17 protein-coding genes are annotated in these 17,009 nt (G+C 70.2%); 10 read left to right on the top strand and 7 right to left on the bottom strand.

Features of this window, described 5'->3' with window-relative positions; genetic code table 11:
- Positions 1 to 130: 130 nt before the first annotated feature.
- The gene (locus ACFVJX_RS22545; protein ID WP_384129104.1) at positions 131 to 1,429 is read left to right on the top strand and encodes a DUF6986 family protein; all 1,299 of its coding nucleotides are present in this window, start codon (positions 131 to 133) and stop codon (positions 1,427 to 1,429) included.
- 39 nt (positions 1,430 to 1,468) lie between these two features.
- Here ACFVJX_RS22545 and ACFVJX_RS22540 read toward each other — a convergent pair whose 3' ends face one another.
- The gene (locus ACFVJX_RS22540) at positions 1,469 to 2,497 is read right to left on the bottom strand and encodes a LacI family DNA-binding transcriptional regulator (RefSeq protein ID WP_384129101.1); all 1,029 of its coding nucleotides are present in this window, start codon (positions 2,495 to 2,497) and stop codon (positions 1,469 to 1,471) included.
- A 183-nt stretch (positions 2,498 to 2,680) separates the two neighbouring features.
- On the opposite strand from ACFVJX_RS22540, the gene ACFVJX_RS22535 reads away from it, so the two are divergent.
- On the top strand, positions 2,681 to 3,637 hold the full coding sequence (locus ACFVJX_RS22535; RefSeq protein WP_384129098.1) for an ROK family protein: 957 nt from the start codon (positions 2,681 to 2,683) through the stop codon (positions 3,635 to 3,637).
- A 49-nt stretch (positions 3,638 to 3,686) separates the two neighbouring features.
- On the opposite strand, the gene ACFVJX_RS22530 is transcribed toward ACFVJX_RS22535, so the two are convergent.
- Positions 3,687 to 4,019 (bottom strand): nuclear transport factor 2 family protein, encoded by a 333-nt coding sequence (locus ACFVJX_RS22530; protein ID WP_384129095.1) that lies wholly within the window; start codon positions 4,017 to 4,019, stop codon positions 3,687 to 3,689.
- A gap of 143 nt (positions 4,020 to 4,162) precedes the next feature.
- The gene (locus ACFVJX_RS22525) at positions 4,163 to 6,211 is read right to left on the bottom strand and encodes an NPCBM/NEW2 domain-containing protein (RefSeq protein WP_384129092.1); all 2,049 of its coding nucleotides are present in this window, start codon (positions 6,209 to 6,211) and stop codon (positions 4,163 to 4,165) included.
- 263 nt (positions 6,212 to 6,474) lie between these two features.
- Between ACFVJX_RS22525 and ACFVJX_RS22520 the strand changes: the two genes are divergently transcribed.
- The 5 genes from ACFVJX_RS22520 to ACFVJX_RS22500 all read left to right on the top strand — a co-directional run bounded on the left by ACFVJX_RS22520 (position 6,475) and on the right by ACFVJX_RS22500 (position 10,609).
- Complete coding sequence (locus ACFVJX_RS22520; protein ID WP_384129089.1) at positions 6,475 to 7,764, top strand: ABC transporter substrate-binding protein; 1,290 nt, start codon at positions 6,475 to 6,477, stop codon at positions 7,762 to 7,764.
- Positions 7,765 to 7,780: 16 nt separating this feature from the next.
- Positions 7,781 to 8,695 carry a carbohydrate ABC transporter permease gene (locus ACFVJX_RS22515; RefSeq protein WP_384129086.1) on the top strand — a complete coding sequence of 305 codons (915 nt, stop codon included), beginning with the start codon at positions 7,781 to 7,783 and terminating at the stop codon, positions 8,693 to 8,695.
- Positions 8,692 to 9,606, top strand: coding sequence for a carbohydrate ABC transporter permease (locus ACFVJX_RS22510; protein ID WP_384129084.1), 915 nt, complete (start codon positions 8,692 to 8,694; stop codon positions 9,604 to 9,606). The genes ACFVJX_RS22515 and ACFVJX_RS22510 overlap by 4 nt, the downstream gene beginning before the upstream one ends.
- A gap of 224 nt (positions 9,607 to 9,830) precedes the next feature.
- Complete coding sequence (locus ACFVJX_RS22505; protein ID WP_384129081.1) at positions 9,831 to 10,097, top strand: hypothetical protein; 267 nt, start codon at positions 9,831 to 9,833, stop codon at positions 10,095 to 10,097.
- Positions 10,098 to 10,183: 86 nt separating this feature from the next.
- Positions 10,184 to 10,609 (top strand): hypothetical protein, encoded by a 426-nt coding sequence (locus ACFVJX_RS22500; RefSeq protein WP_384129078.1) that lies wholly within the window; start codon positions 10,184 to 10,186, stop codon positions 10,607 to 10,609.
- Between the two features lie 41 nt (positions 10,610 to 10,650).
- Here the strand turns inward: ACFVJX_RS22500 and ACFVJX_RS22495 are convergent, their stop codons facing one another.
- Positions 10,651 to 10,827, bottom strand: a complete 177-nt coding sequence (locus ACFVJX_RS22495; protein WP_384129075.1) for a hypothetical protein — start codon at positions 10,825 to 10,827, stop codon at positions 10,651 to 10,653.
- 207 nt (positions 10,828 to 11,034) lie between these two features.
- On the opposite strand from ACFVJX_RS22495, the gene ACFVJX_RS22490 reads away from it, so the two are divergent.
- Positions 11,035 to 12,072 (top strand): NUDIX domain-containing protein, encoded by a 1,038-nt coding sequence (locus ACFVJX_RS22490; RefSeq protein ID WP_384129072.1) that lies wholly within the window; start codon positions 11,035 to 11,037, stop codon positions 12,070 to 12,072.
- Here ACFVJX_RS22490 and ACFVJX_RS22485 read toward each other — a convergent pair.
- Both ACFVJX_RS22485 and ACFVJX_RS22480 read right to left on the bottom strand, forming a co-directional pair.
- Positions 12,031 to 12,741, bottom strand: coding sequence for an MBL fold metallo-hydrolase (locus ACFVJX_RS22485; RefSeq protein WP_384129070.1), 711 nt, complete (start codon positions 12,739 to 12,741; stop codon positions 12,031 to 12,033). The genes ACFVJX_RS22490 and ACFVJX_RS22485 overlap by 42 nt on opposite strands.
- Positions 12,742 to 12,870: 129 nt before the next feature.
- Positions 12,871 to 14,235, bottom strand: a complete 1,365-nt coding sequence (locus tag ACFVJX_RS22480; RefSeq protein WP_384129067.1) for a dipeptidase — start codon at positions 14,233 to 14,235, stop codon at positions 12,871 to 12,873.
- 183 nt (positions 14,236 to 14,418) lie between these two features.
- Between ACFVJX_RS22480 and ACFVJX_RS22475 the strand changes: the two genes are divergently transcribed.
- Complete coding sequence (locus ACFVJX_RS22475) at positions 14,419 to 15,636, top strand: geranylgeranyl reductase family protein (RefSeq protein WP_384129065.1); 1,218 nt, start codon at positions 14,419 to 14,421, stop codon at positions 15,634 to 15,636.
- 30 nt (positions 15,637 to 15,666) lie between these two features.
- On the opposite strand, the gene ACFVJX_RS22470 is transcribed toward ACFVJX_RS22475, so the two are convergent.
- Positions 15,667 to 16,119: a nitroreductase/quinone reductase family protein gene (locus ACFVJX_RS22470; RefSeq protein ID WP_384129062.1), complete on the bottom strand. Its 453-nt coding sequence runs from the start codon at positions 16,117 to 16,119 to the stop codon at positions 15,667 to 15,669.
- 127 nt (positions 16,120 to 16,246) lie between these two features.
- Here ACFVJX_RS22470 and ACFVJX_RS22465 point away from each other — a divergent pair, with 127 nt between their 5' ends.
- A complete protein-coding gene (locus ACFVJX_RS22465) occupies positions 16,247 to 16,993 on the top strand; it encodes a TetR/AcrR family transcriptional regulator (RefSeq protein ID WP_384129059.1) in 747 nt (248 codons plus the stop codon).
- The last annotated feature ends 16 nt before the right edge of the window (positions 16,994 to 17,009 follow it).

Here is a 17,009-nt window from a genome sequence, read left to right as displayed (position 1 = left end):
CGGTGGAGACACCGTGCGGCCCCGCGCCGTTTCCGATCACCATTGACGCAGATACGGCAGCCTTATAACTTCACTATACGGATTGTTGATTCCGGGAAGCGGAAACAGCGAGAGTGTGGAGGATGCGGAGATGGGTCAGCAGGAGAAGGTGGCGACGAGCCTCGCCGGTGCGGTGAGCGACGGGATCAGCGCCTCCCTCACGGACGTGGACACCGAGCTCGCCCGCCGCTACCCCGGCGACCCCGGGACCCGCCAGCCCGTCCACACGGTCTACGTGCCGGGCGACACCTTCACCGCGGGCACCATCCGTTCCTGGGGCGACCGGGCGCTGACGGCCCTCGACGAACACGCCCCCGACGCGGCCTCCCTCGCCGCGGTCCTCGGCATCCCGGACGAGCTCGCCGGGCCCGTCCACGACCGGGTGCGCGCCAAGCTCCGGCGCGAGCCGGTCGAGGACCTGCGGATCGACTTCGAGGACGGCTACGGTCCCCGCTCCGACGCCGAGGAGGACGAGGCGGCGGCCCGTGCGGCGCGACTGGTCTCCGAGGCGTACGGGAACGGCACGGCGGCCCCGTACATGGGCATCCGGATGAAGTGCATGGAAGCGTCCGTCCGCGACCGGGGAATCCGCACCACGGATGTCTTCCTCACCGGGCTGATGAGGGCGGGCGGACTCCCCGACGGACTGGTGCTCACCCTGCCGAAGGTGACGTACCCCGAACAGGTCACGGCCTTCGTCCAGCTCCTGGAAGCGTTCGAGAAGGCGCACTCGCTGCCCCCGGGCCGGCTCGGCTTCGAGATCCAGATCGAGACCAGCCAGTCCATCCTGGCCGCCGACGGCACCGCGGCCGTCGCCCGGATGATCGACGCCGCGCGGGGCCGCGCGACCGGTCTGCACTACGGAACCTTCGACTACAGCGCCTGTGTCGGTGTCAGTGCCGCCTATCAGGCGAGCGACCACCCGGCGGCCGACCACGCCAAGGCCGTCATGCAGGTGGCCGCGGCCGGCACCGGGGTGCGTGTATGCGACGGCTCGACCAATGTGCTGCCCGTCGGCCCGACCCCGCAGGTCCACGAAGCCTGGCGGCTGCACTACGGCCTCACCAGGCGCGCTCTGGCCCGCGCCTACTACCAGGGCTGGGACATGCACCCCGGTCATCTTCCGACGCGTTACGCGGCCGTCTACGCCTTCTACCGGGAGGGCCTGGAGCAGGCCGCGGCCCGGCTCGCCGCTTACGTGGCCAAGGCGGGCGGCGACGTGATGGACGAACCCGCCACCGCCAAGGCGCTCAGCGGCTATCTGCTGCGCGGCATCGACTGCGGCGCGCTGGACACCGCCGAGGTTGCCCGGCTGACCGGGCTGACCCGCGCGGACCTCGACGCCTTCGCCTCACCGCGGCGCGGCGGGCTGACCGTCACCGCGCCGTAGGGCGGGTCCGGAAGGCCCGGCCCGCCCGTGGTTCCGCGGTCAGGCCGGGCGCAGTTCGCCCGAACCGCGTGCGATGAGACTGGTGGGGAGCTCCACCCGCACCGGCGCGTGGGCGGCTCCGTCGAGGCGGCGGAAGAGGTGCTCGGCCGCGGTGCGGCCCACGGTCGCGGCGTCCTGGGAGACGACGGTGATACCGAGCAGGTCCGCGAGCTCGATGTCGTCGAAACCGACCAGGGCGACCGGGCTTTCCCGGTCGGCCAGTACACGCACCACCGTCACCGTCACCCGGTTGTTGCCCGAGAACAGCGCGGTGACCGGCTCCGGGCCCGAGAGCATGGTCTCGGTCGCCCGGCGGACCCGGTCGGGATCCGTGGAGCCGAGGGAGACCCAGGAGTCCTGCACGGTTATCCCGGCGTCCGTCATGGCGGTGTGATAGCCGCGCAACCGCTCAGTGGCGGTGTGGATGCGCGGCTGGTCACCGATGAACCCGATCCGGCGGTGGCCGTGCGCGATCAGATGCGCGACGCCCTGACGTGCTCCGCCGAAGCTGTCGGACAGCACCATGTCGGCATCGATGCGGCCCGCGGGCCGGTCCACGAAGACCGTCGCGATGCCGGCCCTGATCTCCTGCTCCAGGTAGCGGTGGTCGTCACCGGCGGGAATCACGATGAGCCCGTCGACCCGGCGCGCGCACAGTGCGAGCACGAGCTCCTGCTCGCGCTCCGGGTCCTCGGCGCTCGAACCGTTGATGAGCAGGGCGCCGTGCGCGCGGGCGACCTCTTCCACGGCGCGGCTCAGCGGCCCGTAGAAGGGGTCGGCGAGGTCCTCCAGGACGAGGCCGATGGAAGCGGTGCGCCCCTTGCGCAGCACGCGCGCGCTGTCGTTGCGACGGAAGCCCAGGGCGTCGATGGCCTCCTGGACCCGGCGCTCGGTGTCGGGCGTGACGCCCGGCTCGCTGTTGACCACGCGCGAGACCGTCTTGAGCCCCACGCCGGCACGCGCGGCCACATCCTTCATGGTCGGCCGGTTGCCGTAACGGGTTTCGGGCTGACGAGTGGTCTCGGCCACGGTGCGCTGTCCTGTCGTCGGGTGCGGGCGGTCCGGCAGGACCGCGGAGGGTACCGCGTAGGGTGCCGGAGGCTGTGGCCTTGAGCATAGGCCCTGGACAACGTTGTCAGCTGAATGGAGACTATGCAGACCAATCACTGAAGCCGCAGGTCCCACCCTTCTCACCATCCGGAGCCCACACCGATGCATACCGACCTCGTAGCCGCGCTGGACATCGGGGGCACCAAGATCGCCGGCGCGTTGGTGGACGACAGCGGCTCGCTCCTCGTACGCGCTCAGCGGCCGACGCCCGCCAGGGAGAGCGGGGAGAAGGTCATGGAGGCGGTCGGTGACGTGGTGGCGGAGCTGGCCGCGTCGCCCCTGTGGGGACGGGCATCGGCCGTCGGGATCGGCAGCGCCGGCCCGGTGGACGCGACGTCCGGGACGGTCAGCCCGGTCAACGTTCCCGGGTGGCGCGACTTCCCGCTGGTGGAGCGGGTGAGCGGGGCGGCAGGCGGGCTGCCGGTCGAGCTGGTCGGTGACGGCGTCGCGATGACCGCTGCCGAGCACTGGCTGGGCGCGGCCCGCGGATACGACAACGCGCTGTGCATGGTCGTGTCGACCGGCGTCGGAGGAGGCCTCGTCCTCGGCGGCACCCTCCGCCCCGGCCCGAGCGGCAACGCGGGCCACATCGGCCACATCAGCGTCGACCTGGACGGCGATCCCTGCCCGTGCGGTTCGCGCGGCTGCGTCGAACGCATCGCCAGTGGGCCCAATATCGCCCGCAGGGCGCTGGAGGGCGGCTGGCGGCCGGGCCCGGACGGCGACGCGTCGGCCGCGTCGGTCGCGGTCGCCGCGAGGGCGGGAGACCCGGTCGCGGTGGCCTCTTTCGAACGGGCCGCACAGGCACTGGCCGCGGGCATCGCCGCGACGGCCACCCTTGTCGAGATCGACATCGCGGTGATCGGCGGGGGAGTGGCCGGCGCGGGCGAGGTCCTCTTCGCCCCCCTGCGCAGCGCCCTGCGCCGCTACGCCACCCTCTCGTTCGTCCAGCAGCTCACCGTGGCGCCCGCGGTCATGGGCAACGACGCCGGCCTGGTGGGCGCCGCCGCCGCGGCCTTCGCGGTGCGGGCGGGCGCGGACGGAGTGGTCCCGGTCTAGGGCGTGCAGGGACCGTGGGCGGCCCGCCGGGTCTCCCGGAGTTCCCCGCCTACGCCTCGGGGGCCTGCCCGGTCTCGAAACGGGAGATCTTCCCGCCCTCGACGGTGAACCGCCAGGCCGTCCGCATCGGCCCCAAGGTGTCGTTGCTGTACTCGACGACGAGCGTCTGCCCGCCGTCCGTCTCGGTCTGGACGTCCATCCGGCCGTTCGAGGAGAAGATCTCCCGGTCGGTCCACTCCCGCAGATCGCGGGCGGAGCCGTCGTCGGACATCGTGGCGTCCGGGGTGAGGACGGCGAAGAAGGCCTGCCGGTCGTTTGCGTTGACGGCGCTCACGAAGGCACGCACGGCGGGGTCACTGAGCTGTTCCGCGGAAAGGGGCATGGCCCTACCCGTACACCGCCCCGGCCCGACCCCGTCGGAACCCGGCCGGGCGCCGGCGCCCGGGGTCGGCCACCCGGGCGATCCGGCGGGTGCGAACCGGTGGAGTCCGCGCCCCGCCGGTTCGCACGAAGCGTCCGGGCGGGTCAGCAGCTGATCCGCAGGTCCGCCCAGTCCGCGTGGTCGGAATCGTCGCCGTCCCCGCCGTCGGTGACGACCAGACGGACGACCCGCGCACCGCTCACGTCCGCCGAGAGGGGCTGCGCCGGCATCGCGTTGGTCAGTACCCCGGTCGTGGCCGCCTTCGTGGCGTCCGCCCAGATCTCGAAGGCCACACTTCCCTTGTCGCCCTTCTCGTCGTCCACGCCGACCCGGGCGTCGACCGTGCCGCACGCTCCGCCCGTGTAGTACTCGACGGTGCTGTCCGCGTGCACACCCAGCCCCTTCGCGTAGACCTCGCCGCCGATGGTGAGCGGATTCCCGTCTCCGGCCGCGCTCTCACCGTTGCTGGTGTCCTTCTCCACCGGCCCGTAGCCGTTGGACGCGGACAGCTGCGGCAGATCGCTGAGGTAGCCGCCACCGGCCGGTGGCGGCACCACCACATGGGCCTGGAAGGGCACCGAGGACGACACCCGCTTCCCGGTGGGCGAGCGGTACTTCGCGTTGAGCGTCAGGTCGTACGTGCCGGTGGCCGTGCCGGCCGGGGCCGTCACCCGCCAGCGTGTGGTGAGCGCCCGGCCGGTGAGCAGTGCCGGGGCGGTCGTCGCCGAGCCGGCCCCGACCCGCCAGCCGGACGGCCCGGTGAGGGCCGCGGAGACGCTCAGGGCGGGTGTGCGGCCCAGATCCGTGATCGTGGTCGTCAGCGGGGCCGTACGGCCGGCCTCGACCAACGTGCTGCCCTGCAGACCGAGTTCGGTGGCCGGCGGATGCGAGGACCAGGTCCGGTCGGCGGCGACGCGCAGCAGCACGGTGCCGTGCGCGGGGACGGTCGCCGATATGTCACCGGCCGTGTTGAAGTCCTTGTGCTCCCACAGATCGCGCATGGTGTAGCCGGCGGCCCGCGGCAGTCCCGCCGCCGCGGCCGTCGTCGAGATCCGCTGTGCGCTCCCGGTCTCGTTGAACAGGGCCACCGCCCGGCTGCCGTCCCGCATCTCCTTGGCGACGACCCACCGTCCCCCGTCGGACGAGAGCACGGTGCCCTGCTTGCCCAGCGGGTCCTGGTCGACCGCGATGACCTCGTCGTTGGAGAGGATGTCGAACGTCTCCGGCGTCGCCGTACGCAGATCGGAACCGATGAGCAGCGGGGCGGCCATCACCGACCACATGGAGAAGTGGGTGCGGTACTCCGTGTCCGTCATCCCGCCGTTGCCGACCTCCAGCATGTCGGGGTCGTTCCAGCGTCCCGGCCCGGCGGCCGCGGCGAGCGGCAGATTCTGCTTCATGATCGACAGCATGCTGCTCCAGCTGTCGTTGATGTCGCCCGTCGTGCGCCAGAGGTTGCCGAGTTCCCCGGCCCATTCCCAGGGTTTGTTCTGCCCCCATTCGCAGATGCTGTAGACGATGGGCCGGCCGGTGGCGGCGAGCGCGTCGCGCATCGTCGTATAGCGTTCTTTCGCGTCGACGCCCTGGTTGTTGCAGTTGTCGTACTTGAGGTAGTCGACGCCCCAGTCGGCGAACTGCTGCGCATCGCTGTACTCATGGCCGAGCGCACCGGGAAGACCGACGCTGTCGCAGGTCTTGGTGCCTGCGCTGGTGTAGATGCCTAGTTTGAGCCCCTTCGAGTGGACGTAATCCGCGACGGCCTTGATGCCGTTCGGGAATCGCACCGGATCGGCCTCCAGCTTGCCGTCCGCATTGCGCTGCGGCACGGCCCAGCAGTCGTCCAGATTGACGAACTGATAGCCGGCTTCCTTGAGGCCCTTCTCGACGAAGATATCCGCGATGCCCTTGACCATCGACTCGTTGAACTCCGCCCGGCAATGGGTCGAGTTCCAGTTGTTGAAGCCCATCGGGGGTGTGAGGGCGAGGCCGTCGCCGGCCTGTGCGCCGACGGCGGGTGCCGGGCCGGGGGCCGGAGCCGGGGAATGGGCCGCGGCCGGGAAGGCGATTCCCGCCGCGCACAGAAGACCCGCGGCCAGCGCTCCGATGACTCTCCGGCGGCCTGTTCGTGTTGTACGGACTGGAAGATGACGCATCGTTACGTTCCTCCGGACTCGTGCGGAATCACGTGACGGCATGTGCACGCCAAGACGAGCGATTACGTTAGAGCGTGTTGAAGTCTGTTGGAAGGGGGGTGGTGCCGGTTGTTCGGTATCTCGTCAAAACCCTTGACTGGACCCCTGGTTGGAGGTGAGATCCAAGCGCACGTTCGGTTGTGTTGGGTTGCCTTCCGGAGGAGGGGGTCATGGCGCGCTCGTACGACAGGTCAGATGTGCCCGGCAGTGTCGCAGGACATCGGATGTCCCGGCGGAGTCTGTTGCGTGGTGCGGCGGTCGGTGCCGGAGCGGTCACGCTTCCCGCGCTGCTCACCGCGTGCGGCGGCGGCCCCGGTGGGGACGGCAAGACGATCACCCTGGGCTCGAATTCATCCGACCCCGTCCCGAAGAAGGCGTTCGCCGAGGCCTTCAGCGCCTACGCCGCTCAGTCCGACGGCAGGAAGGTGAAGGTCAACACCGTTGACCACAACACCTTTCAGGAGAACATCAACCGGTATCTGCAGGGCAAGCCCGACGACGTCTTCATGTGGTTCGCCGGAAACCGTATGCAGTTCTTCGCCGAGAAGGGCCTGTTGCACGACATCAGTGACAACTGGCAGGGCTACAAGGGATTCTCCGACGCTCTGAAGGCCCAGTCGTCCGGCGCGGACGGCAAGCAGTACCTCACTCCGTACTACTACTATCCGTGGGCCGTCTTCCACCGTAAGAGCCTGTTCTCCGAGCGAGGCTACCGGGCGCCGAAGACGCTGGACGAGTACGTGGCACTCGCCAAGCAGATGAAGAAGGACAAGCTCGATCCCATCGCGTTCTGCGACAAGGACGGCTGGCCTGCCATGGGCACCTTCGACTACATCAACATGCGTACCAACGGATACGAATTCCACAAGAGCCTGATGGCCGGCGAGGAAGCCTGGACGGACAAGCGGGTCAGGGAGGTCTTCGACACCTGGCGACGGCTCCTTCCGTACTGCCAGCAGGGTGCCAACGGCCGCACCTGGCAGGAGGCGGCGACCAGCCTCCAGAAGCGCGAGGCGGGAATGGCGGTCTTCGGACTGCCGCACCCCGGGGCCCAGTTCCCCAAGGCGGAACAGAGCGACCTGGACTTCTTCCCGTTCCCCGTCATCAACCCCGAGCACGGCCAGGACGCGGTCGAGGCCCCCATCGACGGGTTCCTGCTGGCGAAGAAGTCCAAGAACCTCAAGAACAAGAAGTCCCTGGAGAGCGCCAAGGACCTGCTGAAGTGGCTCGCCACCGGCAAGGCCGAGGACATCTACCTGAAGAGCGACCCGAACAACATCGCGGTCAGCGACCAGGCGGACACCTCCCAGTACTCCGCCCTGCAGCAGAAGGCCGTCGACATGATCTCCGGGGCGAAGCAGATCTCCCAGTTCATGGACCGGGACACCCGCCCGGACTTCGCCTCCACGGTCATGATCCCGGCGATCCAGAAGTTCATCAGCAGTCCGAACGATGTGGACGGTCTGGTCAACGACATCGAACGGCAGAAGAAGAGCATCTTCACCTCGGACTGAACCTGGAGCACCGACCGTGTCGTTCATCTCGGGGCGGCGCACCGGACAGCGGGGTACGCGGCGGTTCACCCGCCGCGACCTCGCCGTCCTCGGTGTGCTGCTCGGCATACCAGTCCTGCTCGACCTCGCCATCGTCTGGGGACCGACGCTCGCCTCGGTGGTCCTCTCCTTCACCAGCTGGGACGGCATCGGCGACATCAAGTGGGTCGGTACGCGCAACTACGCGAACCTCTTCACCAACTACCCGCAGTTCTGGCCGGCCGCCCGCCACAACCTGCTCTGGCTCGGCTTCCTCGGCCTGGTCGCCGCGCCCTTCGGGCTGCTCCTGGCCGTACTCATCGACAAGGGCGTGCGCTTCAGCCGCTTCTACCAGTCGACGCTGTACATGCCCGTCGTGCTGTCCCTCGCCGTGGTCGGCTTCATCGCCCAGCTGATCTTCTCCCGCGACCAGGGCGCCCTCAACGCGATCATCGGCGACACCGGCAGTCCGACCGACTGGCTGGGCGACCCCGACCTCAACATCTGGATGATCCTGCTGGCCGCCGCGTGGCGTCACACCGGCTACGTGATGATCCTCTACCTCGCCGGGCTCAAGGCCATCGACCCCTCCCTCAAGGAGGCCGCCGCGATCGACGGGGCGAGCGAGACCCAGACCTTCTTCCGGATCGTCTTCCCCACGCTCCGGCCGGTCAACGTCATCGTCGGGGTCATCACCGTCATCGAGTCGCTGCGCGCCTTCGACATCGTGTACGCGGTCAACCACGGCCGCAACGGTCTCGAACTGCTCTCGGTGCTCGTCACCGACAACATCATCGGAGAGGCCAGCCGGATCGGGTTCGGTTCCGCCATCGCAGTCGTCCTGCTCGCCGTCTCACTGGGATTCGTCGTGACGTATCTGGTCCAGGAGCTCCGAGGGGAGAAGAACCGATGACCACCGAAGCCGCCGCAGTCCGCCCGGTACCGCCTGCGACCCCCGTCACCGCCCGCCGCAGGATCCGCCCCGGCCGGCTCGGCGTGCACGCGTTCCTGATGACGGTCTCGCTGGCCTTCCTCGCACCGCTGGCCCTCGCCGTGTACGCCTCGTTGCGGCCGTACGACGAGACGTCCGAACACGGCTACTTCTCGCTGCCTCGCCATCTCTCCCTGGACTACTACCGGCAGGCGTTCAGCGACTCGGGCATGACGAAGTACTTCGTCAACACCATGATCATCGCGGTCCCGGGGGTGCTCGTCACCCTCTTCCTCGCCTCGTTCGTGGCCTTCGCGCTCGCCCGGCTGAGGATGCGCGGCGGGCTCGTCCTGCTGATGCTCTTCACCGCCGGGAACCTGCTCCCGCAGCAGGTGATCGTCACCCCCCTGTACGTCGTCTTCAACCGCATCCCGCTGCCCTACTGGATGTCCGACTCGATGACGATGTTCGACTCGTACTGGGCCGTCGTCCTCGTGCAGATCGGCTTCCAGCTCGGATTCTGCGTCTTCGTCCTGGCCAACTTCATGCGCACCCTCCCGCAGGAGATCCTGGAGGCGGCCGTGGTGGACGGGGCGGGTGTCTGGACCCAGTTCTGGCGGATCACCCTGCCCCTGTGCCGCCCGGCGCTCGCCGCGCTCGGCACGCTCCAGTTCACCTGGATGTACAACGACTTCCTCTGGGCCCTGGTCTTCATCTCCGACGGTGACAAACTTCCGGTCACCTCGGCCCTGAACAACCTGCGTGGCCAGTTCTTCACGGACTACAACCTGCTCGCCGCCGGCTCGGTGATCGTGGCGCTGCCGACGCTCATAGTGTTCCTGCTGCTGCAGAGGCACTTCATCGCGGGGCTGACGCTGGGGTCCAGCAAGTAGTTCGCTCGCGACGTTCTCCCGTGACGGCTCACTCCGGCGCCGGGAGGCCGTTGCGGTACGTGAAGCACCCGCTCGGAGTCCTGCCGGCGGCGAAGAGGCCGGCACGTCGCCGGGGCCGGGACCTGCGCAGACACCGGGCCCGGACCGGGCGGCGTGCCTCCGTTGGAGTCACGTGGGGGCCGGTGACCGAGGAAGTTGTCAGTGGTCGGTGCCATCCTGCTGCTATGGACGAGATCATCAGGCGTCGCGTGTACGGCGCCGATCACGACGACCCCGACCCCGGGCCCCGGCCGGGGCGTGTCTACCGGGAACTGGTGGGCGGGCCGCTCGACGGGCTGCTGCTGGATGTGACCGGATGGACGGAGGTCGCCCTGGCGGACGGCTCCGCCCTGATCACCGAGATCGGCTCGTACGGCGCAGGCGGCAGGGCGGAGTACGGGCCGAGGACGGACGAGCCGTACAAGTGGGACTGGCGGGGTGACACTCCCTGAGTGCGGGCGAGAGGCCGTTCGGCGGGTTCTGTCCCGTCGCGCAGCGCCGGTCACGGGGCTGAGGGCTGTCCAGTAGCATCCCCCGGATGGCCCGCAGTGCGAAGAAGTCCCGGCGGCTCGTCGCGGATGGCGTCACGTTCCTCTGGTCGGTGACACACCGGCACCGCCGTGACGATGCCAGGCTCGTGGGCTGCCGGGAAACCCTCGCCGTCCGCCCCGTCGTCGGCAGGGGACGGCTGGAGGTGGCCTTCGAGGGCGGACCGGGGCGGATGGTGCCCGACGGCCTTCTGCCCTCCGGCGTGGTGGGCAAGGTCGCGGGCGTGTACCTCAACCTCAACGAGCCGGGCACCGCCCGCGCCCTGCTCGACGAGGCCCTGTCCCGCGGCTGGTGTACCGACGCGCCGGCCGTCCACGTCATGGACGGCTGGGAGCTCTTCGACGCCGTGTCCGACCGCCGGAACGGGCCCGCGTCCGACCCGCGGCCGGAGCAGGACCCCACCGGCCGGCCCTGAGCGCGGGCACCGGCCGTTCGCCCGGCGGTGTCCTTCCGGGCTCAGCGGCCCCGGTCCGAGGACTGCTGCGGCACGATCACCAGGAACGCGTCCCGTTCCAGGTCCATCACGACCTCCGCCGCGACGCCCTCGCCGCGGCGGGCCGCCGCGAACTCCTCGGCCGGCCAGCTTCCCCGTGGGCCTCCTGCGGGGAACTGTTCAAGCACGGTGCGAAGCACGGTCCACCCCCTGTCGTTCTCTCTGCTGTCCGCTCCAACGACGTCCGGCCGTCCCCGTTACGGCTCCGCGGAAGCCGTCCCTCCGGTACCGCGGCCGTCCGCGACGGCCGCCCGCGGTTGCGGTCGTGCAACGCCCGTCGCCTCAAACGGGTTTTCGCGGCAGGGTGTTGCGGGCAAGCCACAGGGGGCTACGGAAGAGGGGGAACCGTGATCGTCTGGATCAACGGTGCGTTCAGCGCGGGCAAGACCAGCGCCGCGCGCGAACTGATCGATCTGATCCCGAACAGCACCTTCTACGACCCGGAACTGACCGGCGCGGGGCTGCGGTGTCTGCTGCCCCAGAAGAGGCTCGCCGAGGTGACCGACTTCCAGGACCTGCCGATCTGGCGGCGTCTGGTGGTGGACACCGCGGCGGCCCTGCTCGCCGAGGTCGGTGGGGTACTGGTGGTGCCGATGACGCTGCTGCGACAGGAGTATCGCGACGAGATCTTCGGAGGGCTCGCCTCCCGGCGCATTCCGGTGCGCCATGTGCTGCTCTCACCTGAGGAAACGATCCTGCGGCAACGGATCGCCGACCGAGTGGAGTTCGCAGACGACCCGGAGCACAGCGAACGGGTCCGCCAGTGGGCGTACGAGCACATCGGGCCCTACCGCTCGGCGCTCGACTGGATCGCCGCGGACGCCCACACCATCGACAACAGCGCCCTCACCCCGCAGGCGACCGCCGAGCTCATCGCCGAGGCCCTGCACACGGGGGCGGCACCGGCCTGCGAAATCGTGCAGACACCCGATCCGACCGCGGAGACCGTCGCGGCCGGGGTGCTGCTCTTCGACGAGGACGACCGCGTACTGCTCGTCGACCCCACCTACAAACCCGGCTGGGAGTTCCCCGGCGGCGTGGTGGAGTCCGGCGAGGCCCCGGCGCAGGCCGGAATCAGGGAGGTCGCCGAGGAGATAGGGATACGGCTCGAACGGGTGCCGAAACTGCTCGTGATCGACTGGGAGGCGCCCGAGCCGCCCGGATTCGGCGGCCTGCGGCTGCTCTTCGACGGCGGCCTGCTGCCCGGCCGGGACGCCGAACGGCTGCTGCTGCCCGGCTCCGAACTGCGCGGCTGGCGCTTCGTCACCGAGGCCGAGGCCGCCACCATGCTGCCGCCCACCCGGTTCGAACGGCTGCGCTGGGCGCTGCGTGCCCGTGAACAGTCAGCCGTTCTCAACCTGGAGGCCGGAGTCCCGGTCGGCTGAGGCGCGCAGCACCGCCGCGGCGCCGGTGGTGACGGGATCACCGTGTCCGAAGCAGACCGTGGCCGGTTCCAGCGCCGCAAGCCGCTGGAACGAGGCCACGGCCTGCGCGCGGTCGATGTTGAAGACGCCGAGCATCACCCGGCCCGCGGCGGCGACGCAGTCCCCGGTGAACAGCACCCCGTGCGCGGGCAGATGGACACCGATGGAACCCGGGGTGTGGCCGGGGGAGTGGACGACCCGCGCGCCGCCGCCGAAGCCGATCGTCGATCCGTCGGACAGCTCGCGGTCGACCCGGGTCGGCGGGGCCGCGGGCACGGTCAGCGCCTTCTCCCACAACGGGAGTTCCCAGTCCAGCAGCACCGGGTCGGCGACCTCCTCCTCGCCCCGGATCACCGCTGCGTCGAGCCGGTGCGCCAGGATCTCGGCGCCGTGGCGGTCCGCGAGCTCCTGCGCGGCGCCGTAGTGGTCGTTGTGGCCGTGCGTGATGACGATCCGGGATATTCGGCCGGGGTCCAGACCGAGGCCGCGGACCGCGTCCTCGATGCCGGGCGCGGCGTCGACGGCGCCCGCGTCGACGAGGGTCAGCTCGTCCTCGTCACGCCAGAGGTAGGCCTGACCGATCGGGAACCGGAACATGTGCAACCGGGGAAGTACTTCGACGAGATCCATGCGACGAACGTAGGCAACGGCCGACGTCCGCCGCACGGATCTACGCTCTGGGCGTGCTTCGCCCAACGCGTAGCCGGTGCGGACCGCGGCAGGCCCGCACCGGGCCGGCGCGGCGGGGGACGAGCCCGCTCAGCCCTGCTTGGACGCGGCGTAGTTCCGCAGGAACAGCGCCACGGTCACCGACATCCGCTCCAGTTCCCCGGGCGAGACGCTCTCGTTCACCGCGTGTATCTGCGCCTCGGGCTCGCTCAGGCCGATCAGCAGGATCTCCGCCTGCGGGTACAGCCCGGCCAGTGTGTTGCAGAGCGGGATCGAGCCGCCCATGCCGCTGGACTGCATCTCCTCGCCCGGGTACGCGTCCCGCATGGCATCCGCCATCGCCGAGTACGCCGGGCTGGTGACATCGGCGCGGAACGGCTGCCCCTGGCCCACCTGCTCGACCGCGACCCGGGCGCCCCACGGGGTGTGCGACTCCAGATGCGCGGTGAGCAGCTTCGTCGCCTCGTCGGCGTCCACGCCCGGCGGCACCCTCAGACTGATCTGCGCCCGCGCGCTCGCCTGCACCGAGGGCGTCGCACCGACGACCGGCGGGCAGTCGATCCCGATCACCGTGACGGCCGGGCGCGCCCAGATCCGGTCCGCGACCGTACCGGTGCTGATCAGCTCCACTCCGTCGAGCACCTTCGCGTCCTCGCGGAACTCGGCCTCCGGGTACTGCAGACCGTCCCACGCCGCACCGGTGGTGAGGCCGTCGACGGTCGTCGTACCGTCCTCGTCGCGCAGCGAGGCGAGCAGCTGGATCATCGCGGCCAGAGCGTCCGGCGCGGCGCCGCCGAACTGCCCGGAGTGCAGGTTCCCTTCGAGGGTGTCGAGCCGGACCCGCAGCATCGTCATCCCGCGCAGGGTCGCGGTGACCGTGGGCAGACCGACCCGGAAGTTCCCGGTGTCGCCGATGACGACGGTGTCGGCGGCGAGCAGCTCCGGGTGCGCCTGCGCGTACTGCTCCAGACCTCCGGTGCCCTGCTCCTCCGAGCCCTCGACGATCAACTTGACGGAGACCGGTATCCCGCCGTTCGCCCGGAGGGCGCGCAGCGCGAGGAGATGCATGATCAGCCCGCCCTTGCAGTCGGCCGTGCCCCGGCCGAACCACCGGCCGTCACGTTCCGTCAGCTCGAACGGCGGGGAGAGCCACGCGGCCTCGTCGAGCGGGGGCTGCACGTCGTAGTGCGCGTAGAGCAGCACGGTGGGCGCGCCGGCCGGTCCGGGCAGGAAACCGTAGACGGACCGGCTGCCGTCCGGGGTGTCGAGCAGGGCGACGTCCTGGAAGTCCTCGGCGCGCAGCGCCGCCGCCACCCAGTCGGCGGCGGCGTCGCACTCGCTCCTCGGATACACCGCGGGGTCCGCCACCGACTGGAAGGCCACCAGCTCGGTCAGCTCCGCCTTGGCGCGGGGCATCAGTGAGGCGATGGTCTCGGAAATCGGATGGGCGGTCATGGGCACGCTCCTAGCAGGTGCGACGTTATGTGTACGAATCCGTGTACTTGAACGCCGCGAATACGGCGTTGCGGTCACGACGGAGGCACGGCCGATCCTCCCACAGCAGGGGTTGGTCGGAACGCGCCGTAGGATGCCGTGAGCAGCTTGGGCCACTGGTCGGATCGGGAGCAGAAGCACATCGTGAGCAGCGAGAACGCAGACGCCGGACATGAGCACGAAGACTCGTCCGTGTGGGACGTCGTCGTAGTCGGCGCCGGACCGGCGGGAGCCTCCGCGGCATACGCGGCGGCGGTCGCCGGCCGTCGGGTGCTGCTGCTGGAGAAGGCGGAACTGCCCCGTTACAAAACGTGCGGCGGCGGAATTATCGGGTATTCGCGTGATTCGCTGCCCCCTGGATTCGAACTCCCCCTGCGGGACCGGATCCACGCGGTCACGTTCTCGCTGAACGGCAGGCTGGCGCGGACCCGCCGCTCCAGGCGGATGCTCTTCGGGCTGATCAACCGCCCCGAGTTCGACGCGGGCCTGGTCGAGGAGGCGCAGAAGGCCGGTGCCGAACTGCGCACGGGTGCGACGGTGTCACGGGTGGAACAGCACGGCGCCGCGGTGCCGGACCGGCGCACGGTCGCGGTCGTGCTGGCCGGCGGCGAGACCGTCCTGGCCCGTGCGGTGGTGGGTGCGGACGGCAGCGCCGGGCGGATAGGAGCCCACGTCGGGGTGAAGCTCGACCAGGTCGACCTGGGCCTGGAGGCGGAGATCCCCGTTCCGCAGACGGTCGCGGAGGACTGGGCGGGCCGGGTGCTGATCGACTGGGGTCCCATGCCGGGGAGTTACGGCTGGGTCTTCCCCAAGGGCGACACCCTGACCGTCGGCGTGATCTCGGCGCGCGGCGACGGCGGCGGAACGAAGCGGTACCTGGAGGACTTCGTCGCGCGGCTCGGCCTGGCCGGATTCGAACCGAAGATCTCCTCGGGCCATCTGACGCGCTGCCGCAGCGACGACTCGCCGCTCTCCCGCGGCCGGGTGCTCGTGTGCGGTGACGCGGCCGGTCTGCTGGAGCCGTGGACCCGCGAGGGGATCTCGTTCGCGCTGCGTTCGGGACGGCTCGCCGGCGAGTGGGCGGTCCGTGTCGCGGAGTCGCACGACGCCGTGGACGCCCGCCGGCAGGCGCTCAACTACGCCTTCGCCATCAAGGCCGGACTCGGCGTCGAGATGAGCGTGGGGCGGCGCATGCTGAAGCTCTTCGAGCGGCGCCCGGGTCTGCTGCACGCGGTGCTCACCGGATTCCGCCCGGCGTGGAACGCCTTCGCGGGCATCACCCGCGGGACGACCTCGCTGGCCGAACTGGTCCGTTCGCATCCGATGGCGCAGCGGGCCCTGTCCGCGATGGACCGCGACTGACCGAGGTGTTCACCGGGGTTCGGCCGGCGGTCAGCCCTCGACGGTGATCCGGAAGACCGGGTGGTCGGGGCAGGCGGCGAGTAGTTCGGCGTCCGTCGACTTCGCCGTGATGCCCTTGAAGTACTGGTTGACCTCCCAGCCCCAGCGCTCCAGGTAGGCGCGGACGACGATCATCTTCTGCTCGTCGTCCGCGATCTCCACGGCGGTGAAGGCACGGTTGTGGCGGCCCCTGCGCAGTTCGCCGCCGCCGGCGACCCGCATGTTGCGCACCCACTGCGAGTGGCCCCGGGCCGAGACCAGGTACTGCACGCCCTCGTGGGTGTGCGGGTTGACGGGGACGCGCTGCAGCCGGCCACTCGTGCGTCCACGGACCGACATCTCCTGCGAGCCGAGCAGGCTCACGCCGTGGCGGGCGAGCCAGCCGACGAAGCTGTTCAGCCGGACGGTGAGCGGACTTCCCTGAAGGTAGTAAGGCTGCGACATGGTGACCCCCACAGTTTGAGAGAGCGGTGCCTCGCTTGTGATCAGTGTGCACGAAAGTGTCGATCCAAAGCAAGAGCACTGCTCTCGTTATTGGTCGCCGCTCTGAACGCGTGACAGACTGCGATCCATGACTGCCATCCGAGGAGCCAGGGAACGGGCCCGTATCGAGGTCACCGCCGCCATCAAGGACGAGGCGAGGAGCCAGCTCGCGGCCGAAGGCGCGGCGAAGCTCTCGCTGCGCGCGGTGGCCCGCGAGCTCGGCATGGTCTCCTCGGCGCTCTACCGCTACTTCCCCAGCCGGGACGAACTGCTCACGGCCCTGATCGTCGACGCGTACGACTCCGTGGGGGAGGCGGCCGAGAACGCCCGCCGGACCGCCGTCGCCGAACACTCCGGGGCCGCCGCCCATCTGACGCACTGGGTCGCGGTGGCCTGTGCGGTGCGCCGATGGGCGCTGGCACACCCGCACGAGTACGCCCTGATCTACGGTTCCCCGGTCCCCGGCTACACGGCTCCGCAGCACACCATCGAACCCGCCTCGCGCGTCGGCCTCGTTCTCGTCGCGGTCGTCGGTGACGCCCACCGCGAGGAGGGCCTCGCGGTCGCACCGCTCCCCGAGGGGCTGCGCCCGGAGGCCGAGCGGCTCGCCGCGGACGTCGCCCCCGACCTGCCACCCGCGGTCGTCGCCCCCCTCGTCGCCGCCTGGTCGCAGCTGTTCGGCCTGATCTCGTTCGAGATCTTCGGTCAGTTCAACCGGGTCGTGGAGGCGAGGGAGGTCTTCTTCCGCCACGCCGTCGAGGAGCTCGCCCGCACGGTCGGTCTGCTCGGTGGCAGCCGGGGCGGCACCGGCACGTCGGACCGGGAGCGGCGCTGAACAGGCGCCGACGCCT

This window comes from Streptomyces sp. NPDC127177, from assembly GCF_042672475.1.
GTDB lineage: Bacteria > Actinomycetota > Actinomycetes > Streptomycetales > Streptomycetaceae > Streptomyces.
Note: the sequence above shows the minus strand (reverse complement) of the source record. Positions and strands in the feature narration are given on the sequence as shown.